The organism is Microbacterium sp. AC026, from assembly GCF_979258475.1.
Map to the genome: position 1 here is coordinate 1,843,475 of NZ_OZ409857.1, position 12,496 is coordinate 1,855,970.

Annotated in this window: 12 protein-coding genes; 3 read left to right on the top strand and 9 right to left on the bottom strand. The window is 68.2% G+C overall.

Annotated elements, in window-relative coordinates; all coding sequences use genetic code 11:
• Nucleotides 1-10 precede the first annotated feature (10 nt).
• Nucleotides 11-535: a flavin reductase family protein gene (locus ACZZ93_RS09125; protein WP_053098574.1), complete on the bottom strand. Its 525-nt coding sequence runs from the start codon at nt 533-535 to the stop codon at nt 11-13.
• On the bottom strand, nt 532-858 hold the full coding sequence (fdxA, locus tag ACZZ93_RS09130) for a ferredoxin (protein ID WP_053098573.1): 327 nt from the start codon (nt 856-858) through the stop codon (nt 532-534). Before fdxA ends, ACZZ93_RS09125 begins: the two co-directional genes overlap by 4 nt.
• 79 nt (nt 859-937) lie before the next feature.
• Between fdxA and soxR the strand changes: the two genes are divergently transcribed.
• Entirely contained in the window at nt 938-1,414 is a 477-nt protein-coding gene (gene soxR / locus ACZZ93_RS09135; protein ID WP_053098572.1) for a redox-sensitive transcriptional activator SoxR, read from the top strand.
• 17 nt (nt 1,415-1,431) lie between these two features.
• Here the strand turns inward: soxR and ACZZ93_RS09140 are convergent, their stop codons facing one another.
• From ACZZ93_RS09140 to ACZZ93_RS09165, 6 genes are all read right to left on the bottom strand, one after another.
• Entirely contained in the window at nt 1,432-3,678 is a 2,247-nt protein-coding gene (locus ACZZ93_RS09140; RefSeq protein ID WP_463510918.1) for an exo-beta-d-1,3/1,6-glucosidase, read from the bottom strand.
• Nucleotides 3,678-4,802, bottom strand: coding sequence for an ABC transporter permease (locus ACZZ93_RS09145; RefSeq protein ID WP_463510919.1), 1,125 nt, complete (start codon nt 4,800-4,802; stop codon nt 3,678-3,680). Before ACZZ93_RS09145 ends, ACZZ93_RS09140 begins: the two co-directional genes overlap by 1 nt.
• 1 nt (nt 4,803) lies before the next feature.
• Nucleotides 4,804-5,892: an ABC transporter permease gene (locus ACZZ93_RS09150; RefSeq protein WP_053098570.1), complete on the bottom strand. Its 1,089-nt coding sequence runs from the start codon at nt 5,890-5,892 to the stop codon at nt 4,804-4,806.
• Complete coding sequence (locus tag ACZZ93_RS09155) at nt 5,889-6,695, bottom strand: ABC transporter ATP-binding protein (RefSeq protein WP_463510920.1); 807 nt, start codon at nt 6,693-6,695, stop codon at nt 5,889-5,891. Before ACZZ93_RS09155 ends, ACZZ93_RS09150 begins: the two co-directional genes overlap by 4 nt.
• The gene (locus tag ACZZ93_RS09160; protein WP_053098568.1) at nt 6,692-7,516 is read right to left on the bottom strand and encodes an ABC transporter ATP-binding protein; all 825 of its coding nucleotides are present in this window, start codon (nt 7,514-7,516) and stop codon (nt 6,692-6,694) included. The genes ACZZ93_RS09155 and ACZZ93_RS09160 overlap by 4 nt, the downstream gene beginning before the upstream one ends.
• A 71-nt stretch (nt 7,517-7,587) precedes the next feature.
• Nucleotides 7,588-8,934 carry an ABC transporter substrate-binding protein gene (locus ACZZ93_RS09165; RefSeq protein WP_463510921.1) on the bottom strand — a complete coding sequence of 449 codons (1,347 nt, stop codon included), beginning with the start codon at nt 8,932-8,934 and terminating at the stop codon, nt 7,588-7,590.
• A 486-nt stretch (nt 8,935-9,420) separates the two neighbouring features.
• Between ACZZ93_RS09165 and ACZZ93_RS09170 the strand changes: the two genes are divergently transcribed.
• Both ACZZ93_RS09170 and ACZZ93_RS09175 read left to right on the top strand, forming a co-directional pair.
• Nucleotides 9,421-10,068, top strand: coding sequence for a TetR/AcrR family transcriptional regulator (locus tag ACZZ93_RS09170; RefSeq protein WP_056276425.1), 648 nt, complete (start codon nt 9,421-9,423; stop codon nt 10,066-10,068).
• Nucleotides 10,069-10,077: 9 nt separating this feature from the next.
• The gene (locus ACZZ93_RS09175; protein WP_053098565.1) at nt 10,078-11,292 is read left to right on the top strand and encodes an amidohydrolase; all 1,215 of its coding nucleotides are present in this window, start codon (nt 10,078-10,080) and stop codon (nt 11,290-11,292) included.
• 116 nt (nt 11,293-11,408) lie between these two features.
• Here the strand turns inward: ACZZ93_RS09175 and moaA are convergent, their stop codons facing one another.
• Nucleotides 11,409-12,494 (bottom strand): GTP 3',8-cyclase MoaA, encoded by a 1,086-nt coding sequence (gene moaA, locus ACZZ93_RS09180; protein ID WP_463510922.1) that lies wholly within the window; start codon nt 12,492-12,494, stop codon nt 11,409-11,411.
• Between the last annotated feature and the right edge of the window lie 2 nt (nt 12,495-12,496).

Genomic DNA, 12,496 nt, shown 5'->3' on the forward strand with positions numbered 1-12,496 from the left:
GCTGTTCCTTTCAGTCGTTCTGATCGGTGGGGAGTGAGTGGAATCGGCGGTCGAGGTAGACGAGCGGTCGGCCCGCCCGCCCGAGCAGCACCTCGTCGATCTCGGCGACCACGACGGTCGATGAGCCGACCGCGACCGTCGACATCGTGTGACCGCGCATCGCGGCGCGCGCCTCGGCGAGGTACGGCTCACCGGTCGGAAGGGTGCCCCACCCCTGCTCGGGGGTGAAGCGGTCGGCGCCGCTCACCGCGAAGCTCTGCGCCAGAGCCGAGTGCTCGTCGTCGATCAGGTGCACGACGAAAGACTCGGCGTTGAGGATCGAGCCCGCGCTGCCGGTGGCCCTGGTGACCGAGAACACGATCGCCGCGGGGTCGACCGCGACGGATGCGACGCTCGACGCCGTGAGACCGACGGGACCGGCAGGGGTCATCGCCGTGATGATCGCGACCCCCGCCGGATGCGCGCGGAACGCGGCCTTGAGCCCTTCACCGACCTCGGACGGAACCGGCGCGGCGGGGTGCTGCTGACTGCTCATTCGGGTGCCTCCTGGGGCGGAAGTGCGGCGATGATCGGGTGGTCGCGCTCGATGATGCCGAGCTTCGCGGCGCCACCGGGCGACCCGAGCTCATCGAAGAACTCCACGTTGGCCTTGTAATAGTCCTGCCACTCGTCGGGCAGGTCGTCTTCGTAGTAGATCGCCTCGACCGGGCAGACGGGTTCGCACGCGCCGCAGTCGACGCATTCGTCGGGGTGGATGTACAGCGAGCGTTCGCCCTCATAGATGCAGTCAACAGGGCATTCGTCGATGCACGCACGGTCCTTGACATCGACGCAGGGCAGGGCGATCACGTAGGTCATCGGGTGGCGGTCTCCGTTCGGGTCACGTTTGCCACCGTAAGACCTCAAGTACACTTGAGGTCAAATCGAGGAGGCCGCGATGAGCACCGATCCGGACCGGATTGCGCACGGACCCGACGAGCCGCTGACGATCGGCGAGATGAGCAGGCGCACCGGCGTCGCCCCGTCCGCCCTGCATTTCTACGAGAGCCTCGGTCTCATCGCGTCGACGCGCACCGCCGGCAATCAGCGCCGCTACGCCCGACACATGCTGCGCCGGGTCTCGCTCATCACCGTGGCGAAGCGCCTCGGCATCCCGCTGTCGGATGTGCAGGACGCGTTCGCCGACGTCCCGCTCACGCAGACCCCGAGTCACGCCGACTGGCAGCGGGCGTCACGGCGCTGGAAGCGCGAACTCGAGAAGCGCCGCGAGGGCATCGAGCGACTCGAACGAGAGCTGACGGGATGCATCGGCTGCGGATGCCTGTCGATGAAGGCGTGCGGTCTGCTCAACCCCGACGATGCCCTGGGAAGTCAGGGCGCGGGGCCGCAGCGCCTCCGCGACGAGGACGCCTGAGCGCCCTCGTCGCAGACTCATGCCACGGTGAACGCAGCGCTCCGCAGGGCTTCTTCGCGCGAGCTCGGACCGACCAGCAGTTCGAACGCGCCGGATTCGACGCGACGGTTGCCGGCCGCATCCACGATCGAGCACTCGGCGACCGGCACCTCGAGCCGCACGCGCGCCGACTCTCCGGGCGCGACGTCGACCTGGCGGTAGGTCTTGAGCTCCTTGTCGGCCCAGCTCACGCTCGTGACGGAGTCGCGGACGTAGACCTGAACCGTCTCGCGCACCGGGCGCGAACCGGTGTTCGTCACCGTCACCTCGGCGACGATCGTGTCGGCGAGACCGAGCCGGTCGGTGTCGAGCGAGAGCTCGCCGTACGAGACCGTCGAGTACGACAGCCCCTCGCCGAACGCCCACGCGGGAGACTGCGTGAGGTCCGCGTAGCGGTCGCCGTGCTGGCCGCGGATCTGGTTGTAGTACGTCGGCTGCTGCCCGACGTGGCGCGCGAACGAGATCGGCAGGCGCCCCGACGGCTCGACCGCACCAGAGATGATCTCGGCGAGCGCGCGGCCGCCCTGCATGCCGGGGTTCGCCGCCCAGATCACGGCGGCGGCCTTCGATGCGGATGCCGGCAGCACGAGCGGCTTCGAGGCCAGGAGCACCACGACGACGGGCTTCCCCGTCGCGATGAGCGCGTCGAGCAGCGCGTTCTGTCCGCCGATCAGCTCGAGCGTCGCCGTCGAGCGGCCCTCGCCCACGAGCTCGATACGGTCGCCGACGACGGCGACCACGACATCGGACGCCTCAGCCGCAGCGACGGCCTCGGCGATCATGGTGTCGTCGGGTGCGCTCGGGACGACGACCGAGGGGCGGGGCTGTCCGTCGGGGAACTTCGTGCCCCGCGGATCGTCTTCGAGCGTGAGAATCTCGGCGCCGCGCGCGTGCGTCACCGACCATCCGTCGATACCGGCGAGACCGTCGAGCACGGTGGTGATCATCTCGCGCGGCTGTCCGTCGAGCCATCCGGCCTGACCCGATCCGCCCGCCCAGTCGCCGAGCTGCGTCTGGGCGTCGTCGGCGAGGGGCCCGACGACCGCGACCGTCAGCGGCGCGGACGCGTCGAGCGGCAGCACGCCGTCGTTCTCGAGCAGCACGATCGAACGGCGGGCCGTCTCGAGGTTGAGCTCGGCGTGGGCGGCGCTGCCGACCACGGCATCCAGATCGGCCTGCGGAAGTCGCGGGTCTTCGAACAGCCCCAGCTCGAACTTGAGCGTGAGGATGCGCGCCACGGCGTCATCGAAGGCGTCCTCCGCGAGCAGGCCGTTCGACACCGCCTCGAGAGCTCCGGCGAAGAAGCCCGGAGTGTTCATCACCATGTCGTTGCCCGCGCTCACCGCGGCGGCCGAGGCGTGCGCGTAGTCGGGCTGCACATGCTGCTCCCAGACCATGCGTCCGACGTTGTCCCAGTCGGTGATGAGCGTGCCGGTGTAACCCCACTCGCCGCGCAGCACATCGCTGAGCAGCCAGTCGTTCACCGTGATCGGCACCCCGTCGGTGGTCTGGTAGCCGAGCATGAACGTGCGGCATCCTTCACGGGCCACCCGCTCGAACGGCGGCAGGAACCACGACCGCAGCTTGCGCCGCGAGATGTCGGCCTCGCTGGCGTCGCGCCCGCCCTGCGTCTCGGAGTAGCCGGCGAAGTGCTTCGCCGTCGCGAGGATCGCGGTGGGGTCGTCGAGGCCCTCGCCCTGGTATCCGCGCACCATGGCGGAGGCGAGCTCGCCGATGAGGAACGGGTCTTCGCCGAACGTCTCGTCGATGCGGCCCCAGCGCAGGTCGCGCGCGATGCAGAGCACCGGCGAGAAGGTCCAGTGGATGCCGGTCGCCGCGACCTCGACCGCGGTGGCCCTCGCCACCTTCTCGACCAGCTCGGCGTCCCACGTGGCCGCCATGCCGAGCTGCGTCGGATAGATCGTCGCTCCCGGCCAGAAGGAGTGGCCGTGGATGCAGTCCTCGGCGACGAGCAGCGGGATGCGCAGTCGCGTCTGGGCGGTCAGCTCGTTCGCCCGGATGATGCGCTCGGGCGAGGTGTGCAGGATCGAGCCGACGTGCTTGCCCAGCACGTGATCGTCGAGGTCGTCGCGAGCGTCGAGCTGCAGCATCTGCCCGATCTTCTCCTCGACCGTCATGCGGTCGAGGAGGTTGGCGACGCGCGCGGCGATCGGCAGTTCTGGGTCGAGGTAGGGCAGGGATTCGGTCAGGGTCTGAGAGGTCATCACTCGGCGTTCTGTGTCTTCTTGTCGGTCTTCGTATGGGTCGTCGTCGCTGTCGCCGCGCTCTGCACGGTACCCGAGTCGGTCGTCGGCGCGCTGCGCACCGCCGTCACCGGATCGTTCACGTCGAGCCCCTTCTTCTTCATCGCGCGGGCACGCTCACCGGCCGACCGCAGCCTCGGGTTGACGTATTCGTCGATGCCGAAGTTGATGAGCGACAGGGCGACGCCGATGATCGCGATGCAGAGTCCTGCGGGCACGTACCACCACCACAGCCGAGGGAAGGCGCCGTTCTGCTGCGCCCAGAACAGGATGGTGCCCCAGTTGAGGTTGCTCACCGGGATCACCCCGATGAAGGCGAGGGTCGTCAGACCGAGGATGGCGGCGGTGACGGTGCCGACGAAGCTCGACGCGATCAACGCCATGAGGTTCGGCAGCATCTCGACGGTGATGATGCGGTGCAGCGGTTCGCCGTTGGCGCGCGCCGCCTGGATGAAGTCGCGGTTGCGCAGTGACATGGTCTGCGCGCGCAGCACGCGCGCGCCCCATGCCCAGCCCGTGAGGCCCAGCACTGCGGCGATCACGATCAGCGGCGGGTTCTCGAACTGCGACGCCACGATGATGATCAGCGGGATGCCCGGGATCACCAGGAACACGTTCGTGAGCGCCGACAGCGACTCGCTCTTCCACCCGCGCACATATCCGGCGATGACGCCGATCGTGATCGCGATGACGGTGGCGATGATCGCCGACAGGAATCCGACCACGACGACGCCGCGCGTGCCGAAGATGAGCTGGCTGAGCACGTCCTCGCCCATGTGGGTGGTGCCGAGCCAGTGGTCGAACGAGGGCGACTGCCGCAGCGCGGTGCGGTCCTTCTGCGTGGCTCCGTAGGGCGCGAGAAGCGGGGCGAAGATCGCGATCAGCACGAACACCCCGAGGATGATCAGGCCGGCGATCGACTTGGGGTTGCGGAACATCGCGAACGATTGTGCGAGCTGCGACCAGAACGTCTTGCGGCTCGGCTGGTCGCCGCGGGCCGTGCGGAACGTGGCAGTCTCCGGCATCCCGGTGGGGATCGTGGTGCCGTCGGGCGCGGTCGTGTCGGTCGAGGTGGGAACGCTCATGTCAGGCCTCCGTCTGGCGCGTGCGCGGGTCGAGGTATGCGTAGACGATGTCCGCCAGGATGTTGGCGACCAGCACCGACAGCGTGATCACGAGGAACACGCCCTGCATGAGGGCGAAGTCCTTCGCGTTCGTGGCGTCGAGCAGCAGCTTGCCGACGCCCGGGTAGCTGAAGACCATCTCCATGACGATCGTGCCGCCGACGATGAACCCGATCGAGAGGGCGAAGCTCTGGATCTGCGGCAGCACCGCGTTGCGAGCGGCATACGCCCACAGCACCCGCCTGTTCGGCATGCCCTTGGCCTGGGCGACGGTGATGTAGTCCTCGTCGAGCACCGTGAGCATCATGTTGCGCATGCCCAGCATCCATCCGCCGAGCGAGGCGATGATGATCGTGACCGCCGGCAGGGTGCCGTGCACGATGACCTGGCCGATGAAGTCGAGGCTCCATTCGGGTGACTGCCCCTTGTCATAGGCGTGTGACGACGGGAACCACTTGAGGGTCGACGAGAAGATCGCGATCGCGATGAGACCGAGCCAGAAGTACGGGATCGTGTTGAAGAACGTCGTGATCGGGATGAGGGCGTCGAGCCTGCTGCCGCGCTTCCAGCCGACGATCGCGCCGCCGACCGTGCCGAGCGCGAACGAGATGATCGTGGCGAGACCGACGAGGCCGAGCGTCCACGGGAGAGCGGATGCCAGCACCTCGCTCACCGGACGCAGGCCGTGCAGTGTCGAGATGCCGAGGTCGCCGCGGAACAGCATCGCCCAGTACTCGATGTACTGCTGCCACATCGACTTGTCGGTGTCGATGCCGAGCAGCGCCCGCAGCGAGTCCGCCGCCTCGGGACTGATGTTGCGGTTGCGCGCGAGGTACGAGCTGACCGCGTCGCCCTTCATGAACCGCGGGAGGAAGAAGTTGATCGTGATGGCCGCCCACAGCGTGAACAGGTAGAAGCCGGCCCGACCGGCGAAGAACCGCCAGGGCACGACGGCTCGCCCCTTCTGCGCGACGGTCGCGGTGGTGCCGACCTCGAGCGCGTCGCGGTTCTCCTGGTCGATCTGACCCAGATCGGGGGATGCGGTGGTCACAGTGCACCTCCGTGCGAGCCTGTCGTCGCGAAGTGCTTGTCGGGGTCGGGCGACGCCGCCCGCAGCTCGCGCGTGTAGGGGTCCTGCGGGGTGAGGATCACGTCGTCGGCGTCGCCGTACTCGACGACCCGACCCTGGTTCAGCACCATGATCTTGTCGCTGAAGTGACGGGCGGTGGCGAGATCGTGGGTGATGTAGAGCACGCCGAGGCCCTCCTCGCGCTGCAGATCGGCGAGCAGGTTCAGCACTCCGAGACGGATCGACACGTCGAGCATCGACACCGGCTCATCGGCGACGAGCAGCGACGGCCGCGAGGCGAGCGCACGGGCGATGGCGACGCGCTGACGCTGGCCGCCCGACAGCTCATGAGGGCGGCGATCGATCACGGCATCCGCGTCGAGGCGCACGCGCTCGAGCAGTCGGCGCACCTCGGCCTCGGTGTCCTTCTTGGGGACGACGTCGTCGAGACGGATCGGGCGCTCGAGGTGATAGCGGATCGAGTGGTACGGGTTGAGCGAGGCGAACGGGTCCTGGAACACCATCCGCAGCTGCTGGCGGTACTTCCGCAGCCCCCTGCCGCGCCGCGGAATGGGTGCGCCGTCGAGCCGCACCTCGCCGGCCGTGGGCGTCTCGAGCTGGGTGAGGATCTTCGCGATGGTCGACTTGCCGCTGCCCGACTGGCCGACGAGACCGATGGTCTGGCCGGAGTTCAGGGTGAAGCTGACGTCGTCGAGCGCCTTGAGCTGGCCGGCTCCGCGGACGTTGTAGATCTTGCTGACGTGGGCGAACTCGAGAGTGGTCATCGGGTCAGCACTCCTCTCGCACCGGTGAGTCGGGGGAACGACGACAGCAGGGTCTTCGTGTAGTCGTTCTGCGGGTCGGTCCAGATCTGCTCGGCGGAGGCCAGCTCGACGATCTCGCCCTCGCGCATGATGGCGATGCGGTCGCTGATCTCGAGCAGCAGCGGAAGGTCGTGGGTGATGAAGATCACCGAGAAGCCGAACTCGTGCCTCAGCTGCGAGATCTGCTTGAGGATCTCGCGCTGCACGAGCACGTCGAGCGCCGTGGTCGGCTCGTCCATGACCATCAGCTGCGGGCGCAGCGCCAGGGCCATCGCGATCATGACGCGCTGGCGCATGCCGCCGGAGAGCTCGTGCGGGAACGACCGGGTGCGCTGACGCCCGACCTTGACGATCTCGAGCAGCTCCTCGGCCTCGGCCCTGCGCTGCCGTCGCGTCATGTCGGGACGATGGATCTCGAACACGTCCTCGAGCTGCGAGCCGATCGTCGCCACCGGATTCAGTGCGTTCATCGCACCCTGGAACACCATCGAGACCTTGTCCCAGCGGAACTTCTGCATCGCCTCGACGTCGAGCGCGTTGATGTCGACGTCGACACCGGATGCATCGTGGAAGGTCACGCTGCCGCCCGCGATCACCGCAGGGGCCCGGAGCAGTCGCTGCACGCCGTAGGCGAGCGTGGTCTTGCCGCATCCGCTCTCCCCGGCGAGACCGAGGATCTCGCCTCTCTGCAGTTCGAGCGTGACGTTCTTCACCGCCTCGACGGGAGGGTCGACGTCGTACACGACCGAGAAGTCGCGCACGCTGAGCAGTGGTTCTGACATGAGGGGTCCTTCGTCGGTCGGGAGGTCGGTGGGAGGGGCGGATGCTGCTGCATCCGCCCCTCCGGGACTGCTTACTCGGCCGGCTTCAGCTTCGTGAGGATCTGCACGATGTTCTGCTGCGTCGGGTCGCCCGAGGCGTACGGGTCGTCCTCCGAGGGCCACCCGACGTAGTTGCGGGTGTTGTACTCGCCGAGAAGCGGGTGCGCGCCCAGCGGGATCGCCGGGACCTGCTCGACGAAGATCTGCTCGAGCGTGGTGATCGCCGCAGTGCGCTCCTCATCGGACGACGCGTTCGCGTAGGTGTTGAGCGCCTCGGTGGCCGTGGGGTCTTCGAAGCGTCCGAAGTTGAACCCGGCGATGCCCTCGGGCGAGATCCAGCGCGGGTCCATCGTCGACGTGTACAGGCCGTAGGCCGTGCCGCTGTCTTCCAGCCAGTGGATGATGGCCGAGAACGAGCCGTCGTCGCGGGGGCCCGCCCAGCCGCCCCAGTCGGGCATGTCGATCTTGACCTCGGCGCCGATGGCCTCGGTGACGTCTTCGGCGATGAGCTCCTGCGCGGTGTTCCAGTCGCTCCAGCCCGAGGGCACCGAGAGCGTGAACGAGACGGGCGTGCCGTCGGGGTCGATCAGCGCGTCGTCCTTCCACGTGTATCCGGCGCTCTCGAGCAGGTCGCGCGCCTTCTCGGCGTCGACCGAGTACTCCTCGCCCTGGAACTCGGGCTGGATCTCGTCCTCGAGGATCGACGACAGACCGGTCACCGACCAGACCGGCTCGCTCGCGCCCTCACGGGCGATGTCGACGTAGGCGTCGCGGTCGATGACCCAGGCGAGCGCCTGGCGGAACGCCACATCGTCGAACGGCTTCTGCTGCAGGTTCATGAACAGCGTCGCCGAACCCGTGGTCGGCGCGACGAAGAACTTGTTGTGCTCGGGGTCGGCGTCGAGGAACTGCTCCTGGATCTGCGGGATGAACGCCTGCGCCCAATCGGCCTCGCCCTGCGCGAGAGCCGTCGTCAGAGCGGTGTTGTCGCCGTACGAGACGTAGTGCAGCTCGGGAACCGCGAGATCGCCGCCCCAGTAGTCGTCGCGGGCCTCGAGCGTGACCGACTCGGTCGACCAGTTCGACAGGGCGTAGGGGCCGGTGCCGACCAGGTCGTCGCCCTTGACGGGGTCGGTGGCCGGCTCGTCGAGGTTCTCCCAGATGTGCTTCGGCACGATCGGCACGTGCAGGACGCGCGCCTGGTTCACGTACTTCGATTCGCCGAAGTTCAGGGTGACGGCGTCGCCCTCGACGGTCGCCCCCTCGAACTTGAGGCCGGCGGTGTCGAGCTCGGGGGTCGACACGAGCTCATAGGTGAAGACGATGTCGTCGGCGGTGAACGGCTCGCCGTCGCTCCAGGTGACGTCCTTGCGGGGCACGACGGTGAGGGCCGTGTAGTCGTCGTTCCACTCGATGCTCTCGGCGAGCCAGGGGTGACCTCGCGGTCGCCGGTCTGGTTGACGAGACCGAGGGTCTCGAAGATGACCTTGCCGTAGCCGTACTTCGACGCCGACGAGTCGCCGACGTAGGGGTTGTTCGACTCGGTGGTGATCGCACCGTCGGGCTTGGCGATCGTCAGTGCTGCGCCGCCGGATCCGGCGTCACCGTCGTTGGATCCGCCGGCTGCGCAGCCGGCGAGGGCCGAGACGCCGAGGGCGGAGATCGCCGCGACGGCGATCATGGACTTTCTGAGCTTCATTGCTTCTCCTTGGGCACGGGTCGTTGTGCTGTGTGGCTGTCGGTGCCCGGGCATCCGACTGCATTCGCTTACTGGCGAGAAAGTAAGCTGGTGCGAGGTTACTCGTTGGTAAGTAGAGTTGGCAAGTACGATCCAGTGCAGGATTCCGTGCAGAAGAGGATGGACCATGTCGAAGGATGCTGTCGCCCACACGTCCGTCCGGCCTGCCACCCGCGAGAAGCGCGAGCAGATCCTCAAAGCCGCCGTCGAGATCTTCGGCAACAAGGGATCGACCAACGGCACCCTCGCCGATGTCGCCGAGCAGGTGGGCATCACCCACGCCGGCGTGCTGCACCATTTCGGGTCGAAGCAGAAGCTGCTGCTCGAGGTGCTCGCCTACCGCGACCAGGCCGACGTCGCCGAGCTCGCCGAGAAGCACATCCCCGGCGGACCCGAGCTCTTCCTGCACCTCGTGCGCACCGCCATCGCCAACGAGCGGCGCCCCGGGATCGTGCAGGCGTACACCGTGCTCTCATCGGAGTCCGTGACCGACAACCACCCCGGCCGCGAGTACTTCGAAGAGCGATACACGACGCTGCGACGCGAGGTGACGGAGGCCTTCCACGCCCTGTGCGCGCAGGAGGGGGTGACCGAGCCCTCGACGATCACGACGGCCGCCGCCAGCATCCTCGCCGTGATGGACGGCCTGCAGCTGCAATGGCTGCTGCATCGCGACGTGTTCGACCTCGGCGAGGCGAGCGAGTTCGCGATCCGGTCGATCGTCAACGGCGTACTGCATCCAGGACCGGCACTGGAGTCGTACCGCCGCGACTAGGCTCGGGCCATGACGATCGACCTCGAAGCGCTCTACACCGACCTGCACCAGCATCCCGAGCTCTCGTTCCAGGAGACGCGCACAGCCGGCATCGCCGCGGGCCACCTGCGGGATCTCGGCCTCGAGGTGCACGAGGGAATCGGCGTCACCGGCGTGGTCGGCATCCTGCGCAACGGCGACGGCCCGGTCGTGTGGGCGCGCGCCGACATGGACGCGCTGCCCGTCGGCGAGGAGACCGGGCTGGCGTACGCGAGCACCGCGACCGGCATCGACCCGGCCGGCAACACCGTGCCCGTCATGCACGCCTGCGGCCACGACATGCACGTCACCGCGATGATCGGCGCCGTCGAGAAGCTCGTCGCCGAGAAGGCCGACTGGTCGGGAACCGTGGTCGTGCTCATCCAGCCCGCCGAGGAGTACGGCGCCGGATCCCGTGCCATGCTCGACGCCGGACTGCGCGATCTCGTGCCGCATCCCGACGTCGTGCTCGGCCAGCACGTCACTCCCCTGCCCGCCGGAACCATCGGCGTGCGCCCCGGTACGCAGATGGCGGCATCCGACGGACTCACCGTCGTGCTGCACGGACGCGGCGGCCACGGCTCACGCCCGCACTCCACGATCGACCCGGTCGTCATGGCCGCGGCGACCGTCATGCGACTGCAGACCATCGCATCGCGCGAGGTCGACCCACGCGATGTCGCGGTGGTGACGGTCGGCTCGATCCATGCGGGTCTGAAGAACAACATCATCCCGGCCGAGGCCAAGCTCGAGCTCAGCCTGCGCTATCCGAACGACGAGATGCGCGACAAGGTGCTCGCGAGCGTCGAGCGCATCGTGCGGGCCGAGGCGGCGGCATCCGGAGCCGAGCGCGAGCCCGAGATCCGCACCGACCACACCCTGCCGCCGACGATCAACGACGCCGATGCCACCGCGCGCGTCACCTCCGCCTTGCAGCGCGCGCTCGGCGAGGCGTCGGTCGTCGACCCCGGGATGTTCACCGGCAGCGAGGACGTGTCGTGGTTCGCCCGCGACACCGGCGCGCCGCTGGTCTTCTGGTTCTGGGGCGGCATCGATGCGGCGAAGTTCGCGGCATCCGCCGCCGCCGGCACGCTCGACAAGGACATCCCGACCAACCACTCGCCGTTCTTCGCGCCTGAGATCCACCCGACGATCGAGGTCGGCGTCACCGCACTGTCGGCCGCCGCGCGGGAGTTCCTCGACTGACGCGCGTTCTCGCCGTTCACAATTCAGCATGAACAGCCGGAACTGCGCCGGATACGCACTCTGGACGCGCGGAACGCACGTTCTCTGCTGAATTGTGAACGCGAAGCGGGGCTGACTCAGCCGCCGATAGCGTTCATGCCTCGGGCGGGCTGCAGGAATGACGGGTCGTTGATCGCGTGCCCCGGCAGCTTGCCGTGCACGCACGAACGCAGCATGGCGCCGATCGCATCGGCCCGCTGAGCGGGAGCAGCCTGCGCGTCCGGCCGCAGCACGCCGATCAGGTCGTACTCCGCGTTCGAGAACAGGCAGTTTCGCAGTTGTCCGTCGGCGGTCAGTCGAAGTCGGTCGCACGCGCCGCAGAAGGGGGCGGTGACCGAGGCGATGACGCCGACCTCGTGCGGTCCGCCGTCGATGCGCCACTTCTCCGCCGGCGCACCGCCGCGGCCGGGAACCGGCTCCAGATCCCACCGCGCGCTGAGCTTCTCGAGGATCTCCTCGCGCGTCACCATCGAGGCGCGATCCCAGGTGTGCCCGGCGTCGAGCGGCATCTGCTCGATGAAGCGCAGCTGCGCACCGACCTCCATCGCGAACGCGACCAGGTCGGGCAGCTCGTCGTCGTTCACGCCGCGCATCGCGACCGTGTTGAGTTTGAGCGGGCGGAGGTCGGACGCCGCCGCTGCCGCGATGCCCTCGAACACGTCGTCGATGCGGTCTCGACGCGTGAGGTCGGCGAAGCGCTGACGATCGACCGTGTCGATGCTGATGTTGAGTCGCGTGAGGCCGGCGTCGATCAGGTCGGGCAGGTGCTTCGCGAGCGTGATGCCGTTCGTCGTCATGGCGACCTCGACCGGCCCCTGATCTCCCTCGATCGCCGAGACACGGCGCACGACGTCGACGATGTCGGCACGCAGCAGCGGCTCACCGCCGGTGAGCCGGAAGGTGCGGATGCCGAGCGATGCGGCGACCTGCGCCACTTCGACGATCTCGTCGGTCGACAGGATGCTGGTGCGCGCGAGCCATTCGTTTCCCTGCTCGGGCATGCAGTAGGTGCAGCGCAGCGAACAGCGGTCGGTCAGCGAGATGCGCAGGTCGCGGTGCACGCGACCGTGGGTGTCGACGAGTCCCTGCGACGCGGGCGCGGGGTCTGTGGCGACCACGGGATGCGGCGAGCGCACACCGATCACGACCGGCACGGCCGTCATCG

Bases quoted from the DNA above. Each gene is read 5' to 3' on its own strand.
- ACZZ93_RS09175 (WP_053098565.1), top strand. From the start codon at position 10,078: ATGACGATCGACCTCGAAGCGCTCTACACCGACCTGCACCAGCATCCC.
- ACZZ93_RS09145 (WP_463510919.1), bottom strand. From the start codon at position 4,802: ATGAGCGTTCCCACCTCGACCGACACGACCGCGCCCGACGGCACCACG.
- ACZZ93_RS09125 (WP_053098574.1), bottom strand. From the start codon at position 535: ATGAGCAGTCAGCAGCACCCCGCCGCGCCGGTTCCGTCCGAGGTCGGT.
- soxR (WP_053098572.1), top strand. From the start codon at position 938: ATGAGCACCGATCCGGACCGGATTGCGCACGGACCCGACGAGCCGCTG.
- ACZZ93_RS09170 (WP_056276425.1), top strand. From the start codon at position 9,421: ATGTCGAAGGATGCTGTCGCCCACACGTCCGTCCGGCCTGCCACCCGC.
- moaA (WP_463510922.1), bottom strand. From the start codon at position 12,494: ATGACGGCCGTGCCGGTCGTGATCGGTGTGCGCTCGCCGCATCCCGTG.
- ACZZ93_RS09140 (WP_463510918.1), bottom strand. From the start codon at position 3,678: ATGACCTCTCAGACCCTGACCGAATCCCTGCCCTACCTCGACCCAGAA.
- fdxA (WP_053098573.1), bottom strand. From the start codon at position 858: ATGACCTACGTGATCGCCCTGCCCTGCGTCGATGTCAAGGACCGTGCG.
- ACZZ93_RS09155 (WP_463510920.1), bottom strand. From the start codon at position 6,695: ATGACCACTCTCGAGTTCGCCCACGTCAGCAAGATCTACAACGTCCGC.
- ACZZ93_RS09160 (WP_053098568.1), bottom strand. From the start codon at position 7,516: ATGTCAGAACCACTGCTCAGCGTGCGCGACTTCTCGGTCGTGTACGAC.